Source organism: Serratia sp. AS12, assembly GCF_000214195.1.
GTDB classification, from domain to species: Bacteria; Pseudomonadota; Gammaproteobacteria; order Enterobacterales; family Enterobacteriaceae; genus Serratia; species Serratia plymuthica.
On the sequence record NC_015566.1, the window covers coordinates 1,424,456 to 1,442,266 of the forward strand.

General features: G+C 57.3%; 18 protein-coding genes. 10 read left to right on the forward strand and 8 right to left on the reverse strand.

Going from position 1 to position 17,811, the window contains the following annotated elements; genetic code table 11:
- The first annotated feature begins 79 nt into the window (after positions 1 to 79).
- Positions 80 to 928, forward strand: coding sequence for a DMT family transporter (locus SERAS12_RS06620; RefSeq protein WP_013811976.1), 849 nt, complete (start codon positions 80 to 82; stop codon positions 926 to 928).
- Between the two features lie 72 nt (positions 929 to 1,000).
- Positions 1,001 to 1,597 (forward strand): HD domain-containing protein, encoded by a 597-nt coding sequence (locus SERAS12_RS06625; protein WP_013811977.1) that lies wholly within the window; start codon positions 1,001 to 1,003, stop codon positions 1,595 to 1,597.
- A 248-nt stretch (positions 1,598 to 1,845) separates the two neighbouring features.
- Here SERAS12_RS06625 and SERAS12_RS06630 read toward each other — a convergent pair whose 3' ends face one another.
- Together SERAS12_RS06630 and SERAS12_RS06635 are read right to left on the reverse strand one after the other, a co-directional pair.
- Positions 1,846 to 3,663 (reverse strand): hypothetical protein, encoded by a 1,818-nt coding sequence (locus SERAS12_RS06630; protein ID WP_013811978.1) that lies wholly within the window; start codon positions 3,661 to 3,663, stop codon positions 1,846 to 1,848.
- Between the two features lie 220 nt (positions 3,664 to 3,883).
- The gene (locus tag SERAS12_RS06635; protein ID WP_013811979.1) at positions 3,884 to 5,176 is read right to left on the reverse strand and encodes an oligosaccharide flippase family protein; all 1,293 of its coding nucleotides are present in this window, start codon (positions 5,174 to 5,176) and stop codon (positions 3,884 to 3,886) included.
- A 155-nt stretch (positions 5,177 to 5,331) separates the two neighbouring features.
- Here SERAS12_RS06635 and SERAS12_RS06640 point away from each other — a divergent pair, with 155 nt between their 5' ends.
- Positions 5,332 to 6,201: an ATP-grasp fold amidoligase family protein gene (locus SERAS12_RS06640; RefSeq protein WP_013811980.1), complete on the forward strand. Its 870-nt coding sequence runs from the start codon at positions 5,332 to 5,334 to the stop codon at positions 6,199 to 6,201.
- Here SERAS12_RS06640 and SERAS12_RS06645 read toward each other — a convergent pair.
- A complete protein-coding gene (locus tag SERAS12_RS06645) occupies positions 6,198 to 7,109 on the reverse strand; it encodes a LysR substrate-binding domain-containing protein (protein WP_013811981.1) in 912 nt (303 codons plus the stop codon). The two genes, SERAS12_RS06640 and SERAS12_RS06645, sit on opposite strands and share 4 nt — an antisense overlap.
- A 112-nt stretch (positions 7,110 to 7,221) precedes the next feature.
- Here SERAS12_RS06645 and SERAS12_RS06650 point away from each other — a divergent pair, with 112 nt between their 5' ends.
- Positions 7,222 to 8,001 carry a 2OG-Fe(II) oxygenase gene (locus SERAS12_RS06650; protein WP_013811982.1) on the forward strand — a complete coding sequence of 260 codons (780 nt, stop codon included), beginning with the start codon at positions 7,222 to 7,224 and terminating at the stop codon, positions 7,999 to 8,001.
- A gap of 39 nt (positions 8,002 to 8,040) precedes the next feature.
- On the opposite strand, the gene ansP is transcribed toward SERAS12_RS06650, so the two are convergent.
- Positions 8,041 to 9,504, reverse strand: coding sequence for an L-asparagine permease (gene ansP / locus SERAS12_RS06655; protein WP_013811983.1), 1,464 nt, complete (start codon positions 9,502 to 9,504; stop codon positions 8,041 to 8,043).
- A 561-nt stretch (positions 9,505 to 10,065) separates the two neighbouring features.
- Positions 10,066 to 10,503, reverse strand: a complete 438-nt coding sequence (locus SERAS12_RS06660) for a PACE efflux transporter (RefSeq protein WP_013811984.1) — start codon at positions 10,501 to 10,503, stop codon at positions 10,066 to 10,068.
- A gap of 112 nt (positions 10,504 to 10,615) precedes the next feature.
- Between SERAS12_RS06660 and SERAS12_RS06665 the strand changes: the two genes are divergently transcribed.
- Entirely contained in the window at positions 10,616 to 11,509 is an 894-nt protein-coding gene (locus SERAS12_RS06665; RefSeq protein ID WP_041415974.1) for a LysR family transcriptional regulator, read from the forward strand.
- 79 nt (positions 11,510 to 11,588) lie between these two features.
- Positions 11,589 to 12,212 carry a LysE family translocator gene (locus tag SERAS12_RS06670; protein WP_013811986.1) on the forward strand — a complete coding sequence of 208 codons (624 nt, stop codon included), beginning with the start codon at positions 11,589 to 11,591 and terminating at the stop codon, positions 12,210 to 12,212.
- Positions 12,213 to 12,214: 2 nt separating this feature from the next.
- On the opposite strand, the gene SERAS12_RS06675 is transcribed toward SERAS12_RS06670, so the two are convergent.
- Together SERAS12_RS06675 and SERAS12_RS06680 are read right to left on the reverse strand one after the other, a co-directional pair.
- Positions 12,215 to 12,778: a DedA family protein gene (locus SERAS12_RS06675; protein ID WP_013811987.1), complete on the reverse strand. Its 564-nt coding sequence runs from the start codon at positions 12,776 to 12,778 to the stop codon at positions 12,215 to 12,217.
- A 50-nt stretch (positions 12,779 to 12,828) separates the two neighbouring features.
- Positions 12,829 to 13,509, reverse strand: coding sequence for a DJ-1/PfpI family protein (locus SERAS12_RS06680; RefSeq protein ID WP_013811988.1), 681 nt, complete (start codon positions 13,507 to 13,509; stop codon positions 12,829 to 12,831).
- A gap of 91 nt (positions 13,510 to 13,600) precedes the next feature.
- On the opposite strand from SERAS12_RS06680, the gene SERAS12_RS06685 reads away from it, so the two are divergent.
- The 3 genes from SERAS12_RS06685 (at position 13,601) to pbpG (ending at position 16,789) form a co-directional block, all read left to right on the forward strand.
- Complete coding sequence (locus SERAS12_RS06685; RefSeq protein ID WP_013811989.1) at positions 13,601 to 14,545, forward strand: GlxA family transcriptional regulator; 945 nt, start codon at positions 13,601 to 13,603, stop codon at positions 14,543 to 14,545.
- Between the two features lie 48 nt (positions 14,546 to 14,593).
- The gene (locus SERAS12_RS06690) at positions 14,594 to 15,697 is read left to right on the forward strand and encodes an adenosylhomocysteinase (protein WP_013811990.1); all 1,104 of its coding nucleotides are present in this window, start codon (positions 14,594 to 14,596) and stop codon (positions 15,695 to 15,697) included.
- Positions 15,698 to 15,859: 162 nt separating this feature from the next.
- Positions 15,860 to 16,789 (forward strand): D-alanyl-D-alanine endopeptidase, encoded by a 930-nt coding sequence (gene pbpG, locus SERAS12_RS06695; protein ID WP_013811991.1) that lies wholly within the window; start codon positions 15,860 to 15,862, stop codon positions 16,787 to 16,789.
- A gap of 34 nt (positions 16,790 to 16,823) precedes the next feature.
- On the opposite strand, the gene SERAS12_RS06700 is transcribed toward pbpG, so the two are convergent.
- A complete protein-coding gene (locus SERAS12_RS06700) occupies positions 16,824 to 17,279 on the reverse strand; it encodes a GNAT family N-acetyltransferase (RefSeq protein WP_013811992.1) in 456 nt (151 codons plus the stop codon).
- A gap of 79 nt (positions 17,280 to 17,358) precedes the next feature.
- On the opposite strand from SERAS12_RS06700, the gene SERAS12_RS06705 reads away from it, so the two are divergent.
- Positions 17,359 to 17,754 (forward strand): VOC family protein, encoded by a 396-nt coding sequence (locus SERAS12_RS06705; protein ID WP_013811993.1) that lies wholly within the window; start codon positions 17,359 to 17,361, stop codon positions 17,752 to 17,754.
- Positions 17,755 to 17,811 lie beyond the last annotated feature (57 nt).

A 17,811-nucleotide genomic window follows, 5' to 3' on the forward strand; every position in this document is an offset into this window, starting at 1 on the left:
AATCTATCGATGTTCCACAAGCGATTTTTCTCTTACTTTTTGTCAACGAATCGGACGGGAGAATTGGGTGGATATATTCATGGGGTTAGCCGCCGCGCTGTGCTGGGGCAGCACGGATTTTTTGATCGGCATCAACGCGCGGGCGGTGGGGGTGCGCAGGGCGGTATTCTTCTCCCAGGCGATCGGTTTTGTCATTTTAACCGCGTTGTTAATGACCACCGCCATTCCCGCCTTTGCGGCGTCGCGCAGGGTTTGGGGGTTGGCGCTGCTGGCCGCCGGCCTGACGGTGGGCGCAACGCTGGCGCTGTCCCAGGCTTTTGCCATCGGCAAAGCGGCGCTGGTGGCACCCTTGGTCACCAGCTACGGCGCGGTGACTACGTTGTTATCCTGGCTTGGCGGCGAACGGCTTGGCGCACTGACGCTGGCAGGGCTGGCGGTGTGTCTGCTTGGGGTAATACTCAGCGCGATGGAGCCTGGCCGCCAGCCTGAAAAATCCGGTTCGGCATGGCCCTCCGTCGCCTTCTCGTTGGTGGCTGCGCTCTGTTACGGCGCCGGTTTTTGGTTGCAGGGAAAATACACGCTGCCGGTGCTGGGGCCACGCGTCAGCCTGTGGCTCGGCTACACGGTCGGGTTGGCGGCGGTGTTGATGCTGAACACAGACCGACGAGCGCTGGTTGCTCGGCCCAGTTGGCGGCAAGGCGGGCTGTTGCTGGCCGCCAGCCTGCTGAGTTTGGGCGGTTTTACCGCCTTCGCCGTGGGTGCCGGGGCGGGCTCGCTGGCTGTCGTCACCGTGCTCAGCACGTTGTCCGGCGGCATCGCCGCGCTGTTGGGCGCGCTTTTGCTGCGCGAGCGGCTTTCCGGCTTGCAGTGGCTGGGGGTATTAACGGTATTGGCTGGCGCTGTGGTGCTGCATTTGCAACCGGCATAACTCATAACCAAACAGACTCTCTTACCCCAGACGATAACCGCTAAAATGGGAATATTCGGATAAGGAGTCAGCATGGATTTAACGCAAAAAGCCCGGCGGTTCGCCACGCAGGCACATGAGAGCTGCAAGCAGAAGCGCAAGTTTACCGGCGAACCTTACATCGTTCACCCCGCCGCTGTGGTGGCGCTGTTGCAGCAGGCGGATCCTACGCCGGAAATGATCGCCGCCGCCTGGCTGCATGATACGGTGGAAGACACCCCGGTGACCCTGGCGGATATCCGCAGCGAGTTCGGTCCTACGGTCGAAAGGTACGTGGAGATGCTGACCGACGTGCAAACTCGCCGTTACGGCGGTGAGCGGTTGCACCGCAAGAATGCCAACCTGCAACACAGTGCGTTGGCCTGCCCGGAAGCGCAAACCATCAAGCTGTGCGATCTGATCGACAACAGCAAAAACATCACCGACTACGAGCTGGCCTTTGCGCGCCAGTACCTGGTGGAGATGTCGCGCTTGCTGTGCGTGCTGCAGCAAGGCGACGCCGGGCTGTTGGCTATCGCTCGCAGTCAATGTGACGCCGCCGTCGCACTGATTAACCGGCGCAGCGGCGACGACAGTTGGTTCAACGCGCTCTGGCAGCAATATGAGGAGCATTTCAGGCTGGCTGTGTAGGTGAGGATTGAAGCTAAAACGGATTATGCTTTTTTCTGCATTAGTAATTCTGAAATTAACATAATGAATTATGAGGGCTGCCTTTGCCAGGAAACGTGGCAAGGGCAGATGTTGAGGGGAAACTCAGGAGCTGAGCGGCGTGCGGCGAAGATAAGTGCGCGGGTGCGGCATTTGCGTGCGAGTTTATGAGAAGGAAGGTTATTAAATGAGGGGGAACGAGCCGCCTCTAATGAGGCGACTCTGGTGCGTTACCAGGATTTACGTGGGTTACGGGAAACAATATCAATCTTCTGACACAGCAGTTTGGTGATGTCCACCGAAGCCGGGTTGCTGGCGCTACCGCCGAAGTTTTTCAGGACGATGACAATTCGGGCGTAATTGACATAGCCTTCCGGCAACGGCAAATACTCCGCAGAATCCAACGCGGTAATACGATCCGAAGTCATGGTGGCCGGTGACGTTGGCGTTACGGTGCCGCTTCGTCCCCACTGGCAGGTTTTTTCCAGCACGGTGGTAGTCCCGGCGTTACCCTTAAGTTCGTATTTGCCCTGATAGGTGTTAACGGCGACATCCATGCTGCTCAGGCCCTGCAGGTTCTCCAACGTGGTGCGCCACAACACCAGATCGTTTTTTTCAATCGGGAAATAAACTTCGATTTTCTTGTCCGCTGCGGCCGTTTTGGTGGTGGCGGTAAGCACGCCGTTTTGCAGCGTCACCGTCAAATCGGAGGTTTCGGTTTGCGAGATGCGGGTGCCGCTGGCGGCGTAAACATTGTTCAACTGCAGCGCGCCGCTTTCCTTCCATGTCGGCTCTGGCAGGTGATTAACGCCATCGCCGAGATAGAGTTGACGCCACATGTTGATATAGCCGGGAGCGACGATCTTCTTCATTTCAATATGGTTGTTTGACCACCCTTTCTTGATGTCAGAGTTCACCAGATCGAAACCGTCTATGTAGCATTTACCGCTCAAATCGCTGGATTTGTCGAAGTAAAAATACTCAACGTATTGGTAGGGAACCGTGCTGTCGGGATCGGTAACGTTGGTTTGCACGCTGTGCCACTGGCTGTCCTTGATTTTTACCGTGCCGCTGTTGTCACTGGTAAATACCGGCCGGGAGTTGCGGGAATTTTTATTGCCCCATTCGAAGTGACAGTTTTTAAAATCCAGCGTGCCGGCTTTGAGGTCGAATAACCCATAGTCAGTATTCGCTTGTTGATCGGCGACATTTTTAAAACCGCTGTAGTCAAACGAGCAATCGCGGAAGGCCAACGAATGAACGCCCTGATAATAGTTGTTGCTGTCGCCGAACAGGCATTTGTAGAACACGATTTTTTCACCGGCATTGGATGCGCTTTCGGACCAAATCGGCCACCAACAGCCACGAACCATAATGCTGTGCCAACTCTGGATATAGGCGTTGTTGCCAAAAACGATGCCTTTGTAGAGGTTGGTCAGCCAGACGTTTTGCACGAACAACTGGCTGGCTGGAATGCCATCCATATTTGCCGCATCGCTGTAAACGCACAGGCCGCGCAGATTGGCCGTTGCTCCTGGCGTGCCGACGATGCGCAGGTTATAGATCGCCGGTGCACCCTGGCTATACAGCACCCGCACGCATTCAATATTGGTTGCGCCGGAAAAGTCCAAAATGGTGCCTTTAAAATCAACGGAGTTTTTCCATAATTTTAATTTTGCGGTGGTTTTACATTGGCGCACGCCGCCGGGGCCGACCAAGGTAATGCCGGCAGGCGTGGTCGGGATCGGCGCTTGCCACCACTCATCACCTTTAACCTGTAAAAAATTACTGGCACGGTTAATAGTCAGGGAATAATCCAGCTCATCGCCAGCCTGATACCACCAGTCAATGCAGTAATCCCCGTCATTGATAATGCGTTTCCAGCGGCGGTTTTGCGTATCGATCAGAATAGTCGCGCCGTTGTCCAGGCTGGTGGTGTCTGCGCTGTCACGGAGGAATACGCCGTGGTGATAGCGATCTTCAATCATTACGGTTGACTCACTGCCGGTATAGGCGCGCAGGTTGGCGTAATCATTTAATGTAATCATGGTGTAAACCTCACTCTTTCGATGATGCAGGTTACTGCAAGGTCATAATTGCAGTAGCACAGTGGCGTATTGAAAATAAAAGTGTGCAGGCCGAGGACGATGCACTTTTAAATCTCCCGGCCTGTGGGAGAAACTTAGCAGGAGGAGCAAGGCAGGTTAAGCCGTGAGCGTTGTGCCCGCTGCCAGCGGGCTAACGGCAATCTGTTACGGGCGGTGAGGGTTAGCCGGCCTGCGGTGTGCGGCGAAGATAAGTGAGCGGGTTCAGCGAGCGCAGGTGCATTTGCAAGACCACGCCGCGGCGGAAGACATAGTTGAGCAGGGTCAGCGACAGCAGTTCAGTCAGCAGGGTGCTGTAGGCAGCGCCCATGATGCCGTACTGGCGGATCAGGCAATAAGAAAGCGGGATATTGATGATAAACACCAGGAACATCTTCTTCGACAAGAAGCCGTAGCCCGAGAACATCACAATGTATTTATAGGCCAGGGTGCCGAGTGCCGAAAGCAGCGTGGCTACCGCCAGCACGCCCATGGCCGGATAGGCCGCCAGATATTGCTCCCCGTACAGCAGCACGATCACCGGTTTGCCGAGCAAAACGATGCCTGCCACGATCGCGGCGGCGATCGCCAGCACCAGCCCATTCAGTTTGGCGGCGGCGCGCATGGCATCGTCACGGCGGTAAGCGAATATCTTGGCAAAAAATGAGGAGATCACTGCGTTGGTGACGAACATCCAGGCGGTGGCCAGCGTGATGGCGACGGAATAAATACCCAGCGCTTCGGCGGAGACGAACCACATCAGGAACAGCTGCGCCAGCCGGGTGTAAATGGCGATGGAGACATTGGAGACCGCCAGCGGCAGCCCGCTGGCGAGCAGATAGCGCACATACTTGCGCCGAACGCGGATGGGGGCGGTAAAGCGCGGGTGGCGGCGATGATAAAGGTGGTGGCGGATTAGGTAAGGGATCAGATAAACCATCACTATGGGGATCGCCAGGAAATACAGATGCAGATCAAAATAAACAATCAGATAACGCACCAGCAGGGCGCTGCCCAGGCCGGCAACGTTGGCCAGCGTATTGAAGCGCGACTCCAGCCGGGCGTCGTGGTAAATGGTGAACACGTCTCTGAGCGAGAAAAAGCCGGCGATAAAGGTGGCGGCGCAAAAGTAGAAGGTAATGAAATCGTCCCGTAAACCGGTGTAAAGCAGGATGGCTGCGGAAAACAGGATAAAACAGCCCTGGCGCAGCCGGTTGGTGGAAAACATCAATGCGGTGCCGGAGCGCGGATTGCGGCTAATGCGTTTGAACAGTACGGTGTCGGAGCCCAGCAGCGCCAGCGTCTGGGTAATGGCGAAAATAGCGGTAGCGAAGGTGATCTTGCCAAAACTTTCCGGGCCAACATATTTCGCCATATAGGCGGTGATAAAAATGACGCCCAGAATAGAGACCATTTTTTCAGATATCATCCAGAATGCGTTTTTCACTATGTTGATATCTATGAATTTCAATTGCATCAGCGCTTTTCCCTGTCGCATGCTGTAATAAGAATCATCCGATTATTCCTGTAGCCCTTGTAACGGTGGGGGCGCAAGGTTTTATAATTGAGCGGCAATAATCGGAATGTTAAAAGCATTTCTCCGTATGCTATCTTCATGGAAGAAAGAGAAAAATGAGAAAACTCGCAAAACGGCTCTGTCGGGCCGCGCCCGATGCTATTTATTATCAAATTAGCCATTATCTTGCTCATGGCTCTTTGGTGAACTTCAAAAACCCCAAGACATTTTCCGAGAAAATTTATCAACGTATGCGTTATCCTCAGCGTGATTTCAGCCTGCTGGCGGATAAGGTGGCGGTGAGAGAGTATATTTCACAGCGGGTATCGGAAAATTACCTAACGCCAATCATTATGACCACCGATGACTTTACCGAACAGGACTACCTTTCCCTGCCACCATCGTTTGTCATCAAAACCAATAATGCCTCTCAGCAGGTGAAAATAGTCAAAGATAAAAGTCAGATTAGCTATCAGGATATTGTGAATACTCTTCATGGATGGTCTGAAATAACCTATTGGAAAAGATTTCGTGAAAAACATTACGCCACTATTCCGCAAAAAATTATCGTCGAGGAGTTGCTGGATATCGAGTGCAGCGGGGAGTTGATTGACTACAAGGTGCATGTTTTTAACGGCAATCAATCTTATCTGTTTGTTGAATTACTGCGCGGCGGGCCTGAGCCCACTTCGCTGGAATTTTTGGACGAGCATGTTTACCCCTGCTTTTTTATTCAGAATGATATTCCGCAGATCAATACGTTGCAGGCGAAACCTGCGTTCTGGGATGAGATGATCCAGGTAGCGAAAGCCGTGGCGGCGGATCTCGACTATTGCTGCGTCGATTTCTATCTCACCCCCGAGCAGCTTTACATTGGCGAACTGACGCTGACTCCCGGCGCCGGTAATGAGGTTTTTCTGCCGCGTGCGACCAACCTGCTGCTGGGCGAGATGATGTCCAGAGCCGATAGCCGCTGCGGCGGTTAGAAGGATCGTCTGTCGGCATCCGGCGGGGCGAGGCTTTGCAGCCAGGCCAAAAACGCCGCCGCTTTGGGTTTGTCCAGCGTGCGTTGCGGATAGACCACGTAGTAAGGCTTGCTGAGTGGTAGCACCGGTTCTGCCAGCGGCACCAGCGTGCCGTTAGCCAGTTCGCGCTGGATCAAGCTTTGTTGGCCGAGCAAAATGCCGTGGCCTGCCACCGCCGCATCAATCGCCAGCGAGGTCAGGTTATAGGTCAGGCCTCGTCGCTGCGGCGGCGGTAGCCCGGCGGCGGTGAACCACTCATGCCATCCTGGCAGAAACTGGCTCTCTTTGCCCCAGTCGACATGAATCAACGGTTGCCGGGTCCAGTCACCGGCGGCCTGCCGCTGCGGGCTGCACACCGGCTGCACGCCATCCTGAAACAACCTCACTTTTTCCAGCAGCGGATAGTCCTGATCGCCAAAGCACAATGCAAAGTCCGCCGCCGAGGCGGCGAAATCCACCGCGGCATGGGTGGCGTGCAGGCGGATATCCAGCTGCGGCTGATGGGCCAGCCAGTCGCCAATCGCCGGGTTCAGCCATTTTGAGGCCAGCGCCGGTAGCGCAAAGATCGTCAGGGTTTCCTGGCCCCGTTGGCGATCGACGTGTTGCTGCGCCACGCGCAGCGTCTCGAACGCTTCCTGCACATAGGCCAGATAATCCGCGCCCTGTTCGGTTAGCGTCACGCCGCTTTTGGCGCGGGTAAACAGCTGAATGCCCAGATGCTGTTCAAGCTGGCGGATTTGCTGGCTGATGGCGGCGGCGGTCAGCGCCAGGCTGTCTGCCGCCCTGGCCAGGCTGCCGGTACGGGCGGCGGTTTCAAACGCCAAAATGGCGCTCAGTTTGGGCAGGCGGCTGCGGGAAGGTGCGTTCATGGCGGCTATCGTTAAGAATGGGTTACCTCATCCTTAACGCATTTTTGTTATTACGGCAATGCGACATTCGCTACAGTGGGGCATCCGGCCGCTAAGCCTTCAGGAGCTCCTCATGCAGCAACTCGCTCATATCGTTGATTTATCCGCCAACCCGATTGGCGACGCCGCCTTTCAGGCCCGCTGCAAAGCGACGCTGGACACGGCGGGTGCGCTGGTGCTGCGGGGCTTTCTGACCGCCGCCGCGCTGGCGACCGTCCGTCTCGAAGGGGCGGAGCACAGCCACGCGGCGTTTTATGCTGCCAGCAAGCATAACGTGTACCTGAAACCTCAGGATGAAAGCCTGCCTGCCGACCATGCGCGCAACCGGCAGGTGGTGTCTTCCAAGGGGTGTATTACCGACGAGGATATCCCGGCGCAGTCGCCGCTGCGCACGTTGTATGATGCCCAGCCTTTCCGCGACTTCCTTTGTGCAGTGCTGGAGGAGGAGCAGCTCTATCCCTACGCCGATCGGCTGTCGTCGATCAATCTGCACTACGCGCATCGCGGGCAGGAACTGGGCTGGCATTTTGATAACTCCTCATTTGCCATCACGCTCCTGATCCAAAAACCGCAGGCCGGCGGCCGGTTTGAGTATGTGGAAAACCTGCGCGATGCCGATCGCGGCGAGATGAATTACGCGGGGGTAACCCAGGTGCTGGACGGCGAGCGTGCGGTGAAGACGCTGGCGATGGGGGAGGGGGATTTGGTGCTGTTTCGCGGGCGCAATGCCATGCACCGGGTTACACCAACCGAAGGCGATACCACCCGTATGCTGGTGGTGCTGGCCTATAATGCCCAGCCGGATATCGCGCTGTCAGAGAGCGCCCGCATGACATTTTATGGCCGCTTGTAACGGATAAAAAAACTGCCCCGGAGGGGGCAGTTCGGAGACTCAGTGGTGGGCTTCTTCGTGAGCCTGTTGTTCCAGCTTCACTTCCTGCGCGCGCTTGCGCAGGCCAAACCAGCCCAGCACCAGCAGCACGGTCAGCACCGGGATGGTGGCGATGGTCCAGGTGCCGTTCGGGTAATCGAACGCCATCATCACCACGACCGCCAGCAGAAACGCCAGCGTCAACCAGGAGGTGACCGGCGCGCCGGGCATCTTGAAGGTGACCGGTTTGGCGCGGCCTTCCCTCACGGCCTTACGCAGACGCATTTGGCAGACGATGATAAATGCCCAGGAGCTGATAATGCCCAGTGAGGCAATGTTCAGCACGATCTCAAACACCTGCGAAGGCACCAGATAGTTCAGCACTACGCCGAGCACATAGATACCACAGGTCACCAGAATACCGGCGTAAGGCACCTGCTGGCTGCTCATTTTGGACATGAATTTCGGCGCGGAGCCGCCCATCGACAGCGAACGCAGAATACGGCCGGTGGAATACAGGCCGGAGTTCAGGCTGGAGAGCGCGGCGGTCAGCACCACGATGTTCATGATGGTGCCGATATAGGGCACGCCCAATTTACTGAAGAAGGTGACGAACGGGCTTTGGCCGGCCTGATAGGCATTCCACGGCAGCAGCAGCACCAGCAGCACCACGGAACCGACGTAGAACAGACCGATACGCCAGATCACGCTGTTGATCGCCTTCGGCAGCATTTTTGCCGGATCTTTGCATTCGCCGGCGGCGGTGCCGATCAGCTCAATGCCGGCGAAGGCGAAGATCACTCCTTGCACCAGCACCAGCGCGGGCAACAAGCCGTGCGGGAACATGCCGCCGTTTTCGGTAATCAGGTGCAGGCCAGTAGTGTTGCCCGCCACCGGGGTACCCATACCGAGAAACACCACGCCGACCACCAGGAAAATGGCAATGGCGGCGACTTTAATCAGCGCGAACCAAAACTCCATTTCGGCGAACCACTTCACGCCGATCATGTTCATGGTGGCGACCACCCCAAGGGCGCAGAGTGCGAACAGCCATTGCGGCACGTCGGCGAAAGTGCCCCAGTAGTGCATGTACAGCGCGACCGCAGTGATGTCGACGATACCGGTCATCGCCCAGTTGAGGAAATACATCCAGCCGGCGACATAAGAGGCTTTTTCGCCGAGAAACTCGCGGGCATAAGAAACGAAGCTGCCGCTGGAGGGGCGGTGCAGCACTAACTCGCCCAGCGCGCGGAGAATGAAGAAAGAGAAGATTCCGCACACCAGATAGACCAGCGCCAGCGCTGGGCCGGCCATTGCCAGCCGGCCGCCGGTGCCGAGGAACAAGCCGGTACCAATGGAACCGCCGATGGCGATCATCTGTATCTGGCGGTTGCCCATGCTTTTGTGATAACCGGATTCATGTGAGTCTAACCAACGTCTTCTGGCGGCGTGTTTGTCATGCTCGGTTTTTTTATGTGATTGCATCATCCGTCCTGTTTACCTGTCTATAGGGTTACCCAGCTCTCGGACGAGAGCAAACGATTGCTATTGCCAATCGTTATGAGAATGAGGTCATGGCATCATTCTGTTGTTTTATACCCGTCGTCTTTCAAGCTGCAACGTTGTTGGCTGTACTGGCTTACCCCAGTTACTTACCGGAGTAAGCGCCTGGGGATAAGCGAGCTGGCCGCCTAGCTGCAACTTGAAACCCATAGGGTATATTATGTGTACAGCCATCATTAAATAACGGCGAGGCATGCTACCTTTTCTCCGTAAATGTGGCAAAAAATCCTGCGTATAAATCGTGATCAATTGTGTTTATTTTTTATTACATATACAAAAGAATATATTATTCAATAGGATGTATGATTTTTTCAACACGGAAATATCGAGGAATAAAAAGTGACGAAAATCACAAAATATTAATTTCCGCGCAAATTGCAGGGGGTTTTGCTTATTTTTCGAGGCGTGAAAAAAGGGGGTAAATAAGACTCTTGTTGCCTGCGGCGATTATAGCCCGCAGGCGAGGGGATTAACGGCGATTTTTTAGGCAGATTCCCCGGCTGGCTGAGCCGAGGCGGGCAGACCGAAAATCAGGTCGAACGCCCAGTTAAACACGAAGGTGTAGCACGGGATAATGACGATAAGCGCCATATCCAGCAGCAGCGCTTCCAGCAGTGAAATCCCCATCCACCAGGCGATCAGCGGGATCAGGTACACCACCAGCGTCAGTTGAAACCCCACGGCGTGCGCAATACGGCGCTTTAGCGTGCGGGTGCGTGACGTCTGGCGACTCTCCCACCGCTCAAACAGCGAGTTGTAGATGAAATTCCAGCTTACGGCGATGGTGGTAATGATCACCGCCAGCGGCCCGGTGCTGCTGGGCGCGCTGCCGGAAAGCAGCGCCAGCCCCAAAGCGGAGATCGCCATGCCGATAATTTCATAGGCGGTGACATACACCAGTTTGCGTTTAACGCCTTGCATCATGTTCTCCTGCGTTATTTTTGGTGGTTTCTTGGGTCGTGGCGGCTAAGATAACGTCAATCACATTGATAGAAAAAGTCAGGAGCTGTCAGTTTTGCTGACAGGTAACGCAATGAACTTTTCCAGCGATAATATTGAGCTGTTTTTGGCGGTATTGGATCGGGGTTCGTTCTCTGCCGCCGCCCGTTCGCTGCGGCGGGTGCCTTCGGCGGTCAGCATGGGCATCGCCAACATGGAGGCGGAACTCGGGTTCCCGCTGTTTGACCGGTCGCACCGCGAACCGGTGCCGACCGCGCTGGCATTGGCGCTGGCGCCGCATGCGCGGTTGATTGCCGACCAACTTAAACAATTGCAGAACCACGCCATCGAGCTGTCGCAGGGGCTGGAGAGTACGTTGTCTATCGGCGTCGCTTCGGACATCAACGGCAGCGGCCTGCTGGCGGCGATTAAAACGCTGGCGGAGCGTTATCCGTTGCTGAACATCGAAGTGTTGACCGCCCCGCAAGATGACGTGTTGCATATGCTGCATCAGGGCAGGGTTGGCGTTTGCCTGGCGTTTGGCGGGCTTAACGTCAACAGCCAGGAACAGTTCCATTTCGTGGGGGCGGAATCGCTGGTCGCCACGCTCTCGCCATGCCACCCGGCGTTAAAAGGGGCGGCGGACGAGCTGTTTCTCGAGGATCTGGTCAACGTACGGCAGATTATGGTGGCCAGCCGCGATCTGCCCATCGTCGATCTGCGGCCGCGGGTAGCGGAATCTTACTGGCGCACCGACAGCCTGCCGATGGCGCTGAGCATGGTTGAGGCCGGGTTGGGCTGGGGCAATTTCCCGCTGTCACTGACTGCGCCGCTGTTGGCGCAGGGAAGGTTAATCCGGCTGAAATTCAAAAACACCAAAAACGAGCTGCGGTTACCGATACACCTGGTTTGGCTAAAGAATGCGCCTTTGGACAAGGCCGCGCGCGAGCTGGTAGCGCTGATGCGCGATGCGGCTCAGGTTGAATGAACCCCGGTAGTCATTGCTTTTATTTTCGTCGCTGGTCTACTTTGAGCAATGGATTGTTAAGGGGGGTACCGCGAGCATGATGAGTGAAACGGCATTATCGGTATTGAGCATTACCGGGGCGATAACGCTCGGGGCGATGAGTCCGGGGCAAAGTTTTATTTTGGTGGCGCGCACCGCAGTCGCCTCTTCGCGCCGCGACGGCATGGCGGTGGCGTTAGGCATGGGCGTCGGTTGTTTTATCTTTGCCTTGATCGCGCTATTGGGATTGCAGTCGCTGCTGCTGGCGCTGCCGTGGTTGTACACCACGCTGAAAGTGCTGGGTGGCGCGTATCTTATCTATTTGGCGTTTAAAATGCTGCGTGGGGCCAATCGGCCGTTGAACGTGGAGGCGGTCGGCGAGCGGCATCTGGGATTTCGCAAGGCGTTTACCACCGGCTTGCTGACCCAACTCGGTAACCCGAACACCGCTATCGTGTTCGGTAGCGTGTTCGCCGCGCTGCTCAGCCATAAAATTTCGCCGCTGATGTACGTGGTGTTGCCGGTGATTGCCTTGACGGTCGACGTCCTGTGGTACGCCTTTGTGGCGTTTGTGTTGTCATCGCCGCGCCCGCGCCGTACTTACCTGCGTTTTAAAGCCTGGTTCGATCGGCTGGGTGGCGGCGTGTTGGCCTTGCTGGGCCTGAAGCTGATGCTCAATAAATAGCCTTAGTTGGCGTGGCGACGCCGCCACCAGAAGCGCAACAGCAGGATGGCGGCGATCACCAGCGCGCAGAACAGCAGGCTGGTCAGCCTTTTGTCGAAGCCGGAGATAAAACGGGCGATGGCTTCACCGCCGAAATAACCCAGCAGCACGAAAATCGTCGCCCACAGAATGGCACCCAGAATGTTCAGCGGCACAAAGCGTGACGGCGGCAATTTGCTGGCGCCGATCAGCACCGGGCCGATAATGCGAAAGCCGTACATAAAGCGCACGCCGATCACGAACAGCATCGGGTGGCGGGCAATCAGCTTCTTGGCGCGCTCGATGCGCTTTTCCTGGCTTTTCATCCGTGAAATCACCTGCCCGCCGAAGCGGCGGCCCAGAAAGAACAGCACTTGATCCCCCAGCGTGCCGCCCAGCGCCACCACCGCAATCACCCACGACAGATGCAACAGCCCCTGATGCGCGGCAATCCCGCCCAGCAACGTGATGGTTTCCCCCTCGGCCAGGCAACCGATAAACAGCGCCCAGTAGCCGTAATCCGTAATGTAGTGGGCCAGATCCGCCATGCTTAATCCTTACGTCTATGACACTTAAGGTTAAGTATACGCCCTGTGCGCTAGCCGCGGGCGGCAATCTGCGCCACCAGCGCCCGGCGTTGTTGCAGGCTGTCGGCCATTTTTTCCTCTACTCGCGCCAGAATCCCCGCAGGCGCCAGCTCTGGCGTTCCCCCCAGGAACGGCGGTGCCGGGGCATACTCCAGATACAGCTGGATCATTTGCGCGGTTTCTTCGTCGTGCAGCTCGGCTATCAGTGTCAGGGCGAAGTCGATGCCTGCGGTTACGCCGCCCCCGGTGATCACGTTGCCGTCGCGCTCCACCCGCGCACTGCTCGGGATAGCGCCGAACAGTGTCAGGCTGTCACGCATCGACCAATGGCAGGCAGCGCGTTTGCCTTGCAACAGCCCGGCGGCGGCCAGGATCAGCGAGCCGGTGCAGACCGAGGTCAGATAGCGTGCGCCGCTCCCCAGCCGGCGGATCTGCCGCATGAAGTTTTCGTCCAGCAGCGCCTGGGTGCAGCCACTGCCGCCCGGCACGCACAGGACATCGCAGTGCGTGACATCCTCCAGCCTTTGCAGCCGGGAGAAATGCAGCCCCTCAGAACTGACGTTCGCACCGCCGGCCGAGGCGACGATAATTTCAGCATCAGGCATATGCCGCAGAAATTGCAGCGGGCCGGTGAAATCCAACTGGGTAACGCCCTGATAGATCGGAAAAACTATCACTAATGGTGCAGACATGATATTCGCCTCAGTTTTGTCCTTTGAACTGGGTAATAATAGCTGCCCTGTTTTTGGCTGGTATGCCATATAACCCTCAAAAAACGCCATAATGAAAAACATCGGCTTTGTTATCTTTCCCGATTTTAACCTGCTGGATTTTGCGGGGCCGCTGGCGGCTTTCGATCAGGCCGATCAGTTTACCGATGCCCCGGCATACCGTTGTTTGCCGGTATCGCAGGCGGGCGGAATGGTGATCGGTTCGTCCGGCGTGGCCGTGATGACCCAGCCATTGGAGGATAGCCGTTTTGATACGCTGCTGATTGCCGGTGGCCGCGGCAACGTGGCGGCGGCGGAGTCCCCGGCGTTGATCGCGATGTTGCAGCAGCAGAGCCGGCAGGTGCGGCGCATGGCCAGCGTGTGTACCGGGGCATTTATCCTGGCGGCCGCCGGGCTGCTGGAAGGCAAGCGCGCCACCACCCATTGGTTCCATGCCGCACGGTTACAGCAGCGCTATCCGCGTATTCGCGTTGACAGCAACCGCATTTTTATTCGCGACGGTGCCCTCTGGACCTCTGCCGGCATCAGCGCCGGCATCGATCTGGCGCTGGCGATGATTGAAGAGGACCTCGGCGCAGAGGTGGCGGCCAACGTGGCGCGGCAACTGGTGGTGTATCACCGCCGTCCTGGCGGGCAGTCGCAGTATTCACTGTTGCTGGCGCTTAATCCTTCTTCAGACCGTATCCGCAGCGCACTTTCTTACGCCCGTGAGCATCTGCATCAGCCGCTCACGGTAGCGGATCTGGCCGATGCCGCTTGCCTGAGCGAACGCCAGTTCGGCAGGTTGTTTCGCGCGGAAACCGGGCAGACGCCGGCCAAGGTGATTGAGCAACTGCGGGTGGAAGCGGCGCGGGTGCGGATTGAAGAGAGCGGCGAAGCGCTGGAGGTTATTGCTCGTGCCGTCGGTTTTAGCGATCCGGAGCGTATGCGGCGGGCATTTATTCGCGTCTTCGGTTTGTCTCCGCAGGCGATGCGGCGCCTGAGCCGCGCCGGTTAATTCATTCAGCTGTGCCCCAGGGGCGTGGCGCAGTAAAAGGAGCGACAGATGTATCAGGATTTTGAGAGCGAACTGGATTGGGCGATGCGCCATATGCCGCGCACCCGCGCGGCGGTTGCGGCGCTGCCGGATTTGAACGGCGTGCGGTTGGCGTGCAACATGCACCTGGATCTGAAAATGGCGCCGCTGGTGGCGGGCCTGTTGGGCAAGGGCGCTGCGGTTTATCTGACCACCTGCAACCCGACCACGGTGCAGGATGACGTGGTCGCCTGGCTGGAGCGGCGCGGCGCACAGGCTCACGCCTGGCGTGACATGAGCGATGCGGACTGGTCGGCATCCTTCGATCGCGCGTTGGCCTGGCAACCGACCCACCTGTGCGAAATGGGCGCGGATCTGACGGCTCGCCTGCACCAGTCGGCCGCAGGCCCGCAGATTGTCGCCGGCCTGGAAGCGACCGGTTCCGGCATCAGCCGGCTGAACGGCATGGCGCCGCGCTACCCGATCTTCAATTGGGACGACCTGCCGGTGAAAGAAGGGCTGCATAACCGCCATATGGTTGGCTTGACCGCCTGGCATACCTTCTTCCAGACCACGCATCTGACGCTGCATGAAAAATGCGTGCTGGTGATTGGCTATGGCCTGGTTGGGCAGGGCGTTGCGGCAGCGGCGAAAGCCTACGGCGGGCAGGTTATCGTGGCGGAAATCGATCCGGCGCGGGCATTGCAGGCACGGTACGACGGCTGGGCGGTGGTCGATCTGGCCACTGCGGTTACCCAGGCGGACGTGATCGCCACGGCGACCGGGGCGAAAAATGTGCTGTCGGCGCAGCATTTGCAACAGGTGAAGGACGGGGTGTTTATTCTCAACGTCGGCCACGTGGCGGCCGAAATTGACGTCGATTTCCTGAAGAACCTGCCGCACAGCGAGCCTATGTCGTTTGTGAACGCCTACCAACTGGGTGATAAAAAGATCTATTTGTTGGCCAACGGGTCGATGTTCAACCTGACGGCGGGCTACGGCGACAGCCTGAACGCCTTCGATGTGACGCTGGCGGTGATGGCTGCGGGCATCGGCCATATCGTCGGCGAAGGCGCCCGCCAGGCTCCCGGTTTGTATCTGTTGCCGCAGTCTGCGTGGCAACCGGCACTGTAACTTTCCCATCGCGGGCGCTCACCCCAGAGCGCTCGCGGTTTGCGCAATATTCTGTCCGACAGAATTTGTCACAAATGGGGGCGCATAATCCCAGTGCCAACTTGAGATCCCTCACATATAATTCTGCCAAATAAGACCTTCCTCTTCTCCAGTGACAGAGTAATGCATGTGAAAATACGTGTTTTGGTACTAACCCTGCTCGCTTTGCAGGCGGGAGCAGGCATCGCGCCGCGCGCGCTGGCCAGCGAAAATAACGCCGCCGCCCATGCCGCCCAGCCTGAACTGGCTTCCGGCAGTGCGATGGTGGTGGATATGCAGACCCACAAAGTGATGTATGCGCGCAATCCGGATGAAGTGGTGCCGATCGCCTCCATCACCAAGCTGATGACCGCCATGGTGACGCTGGATGCCCATCTGCCGCTGGATGAAATGCTGTCGGTAGACATTCATCAGACGCCAGAAATGAAAGGCGTTTATTCCCGCGTACGCCTGAACAGTGAAATTACGCGTAAAGACATGCTGCTGCTGGCGCTGATGTCGTCGGAAAACCGCGCCGCCGCCAGCCTGGCGCACCACTATCCGGGCGGTTACGGTGCCTTTATCAAGGCGATGAACGCCAAGGCGAGATCGCTGGGTATGACCAATACCCGTTATGTGGAGCCGACAGGGCTGTCGATTCATAACGTTTCGACCGCGCGTGACCTGACCAAGCTGCTGATCGCCACCAAGCAATATCCGCTGATTGGCCAGCTCAGCACCACCACCGAGCGCATGGCGAGCTTCAAGGATCCTAACTACACGCTGCCGTTCCGCAACACCAACCATTTGGTGTACAACCCGAAATGGAACATTCAGCTGACCAAAACCGGCTTCACTAACGAAGCGGGGCATTGCCTGGCGATGCGCACCATGATCGGCAGCCGCTCGGTATCGCTGGTGGTGCTGGACGCGTTCGGCAAGTACACGCATTTTGCTGACGCCAACCGCCTGCGCACCTGGATCGAAACCGGCAAGGTAACGCCGATCCCGGCCGCTGCCCGCGACTATCGCCGCCAAAAAGACGCCCGTCTGGCGAATAACGAAACCGAATAATCCCGGTCTGGCCTGCGGTTTCCACCGCAGGCCGCTATCGGCCCTCAGGGCGCCTGATGACAAAACCCCTTTCCCGATCGCCGTCGAACCCGGCGCGCAGATACAATTGGTGTGCCCCGGTGCGCTGCTGACCGGAAAGCAGCATCACTTTGTAGCACCCTTTACGCCACGCCAGTTGCAAGGTGTATTCCAGCATCGCCAGGGCAATACCTTGCCCGCGGTACGGCGGTGCCGTGACCACGTGTTCAATGATACCGAACGGCTGAGCCTGATGAACCAACCCCGGCACCATCGCCAGCATGCAGGTCGCGATCGGCTGTTCACCGTCGACGGTAACCACCAGGCGAATTGCCGGGTTGTCCAGCAAACGCTGTAAAGTGCGCTGGGCGGCATCCGGGCGCAGCGGGGGATCCTGTGGGCGCAATTCCTGATACAGCGCCTGAAGGCCGGCCAGATCGTTCAACTGTGCCAGGCGATAGGTGATTGCCATCTTTCCTCCTTTTGGCAGCGTCGGTTGCTCCATCCGCTATGATCACTAAATACCCTATCGTATGCGAGAGAGGATTCCTATGAGCCAGGTTGCAACCTTTATCATGTTTCAGGGCAACGCCCAGCAGGCTATCGATCTTTACAGCGGGCTGTTCGGCAGTTTTAAGGTTCAGCAGTTGCTGCATTACGACGAGACGTCCGACGGGCAACGGCGAATCAAACAGGCTTCGATAGACTTTGACCGACAGCATCTGGTGTTTAGCGACAGTCCGGTCAGCCATGATTTCAGCTTTACCCCGGCGGTATCTCTCCACGTTAATTTGGCGACCGAAGCCGAGTTGGAACGGGTATTCGCCTGCCTGGCGGATGGCGGTGAAGTGCTGATGCCGCTCGACGACTACGGCTTCAGCGCGCGTTTCGGCTGGCTGAACGATCGCTTTGGCCTCTCCTGGCAGTTGAACGTGCCAGCGGGCTAACTGCGGTATCCTCCTATACCCATTCAGGGCCGTTTACCGCTATGCTAAACGGCAAGG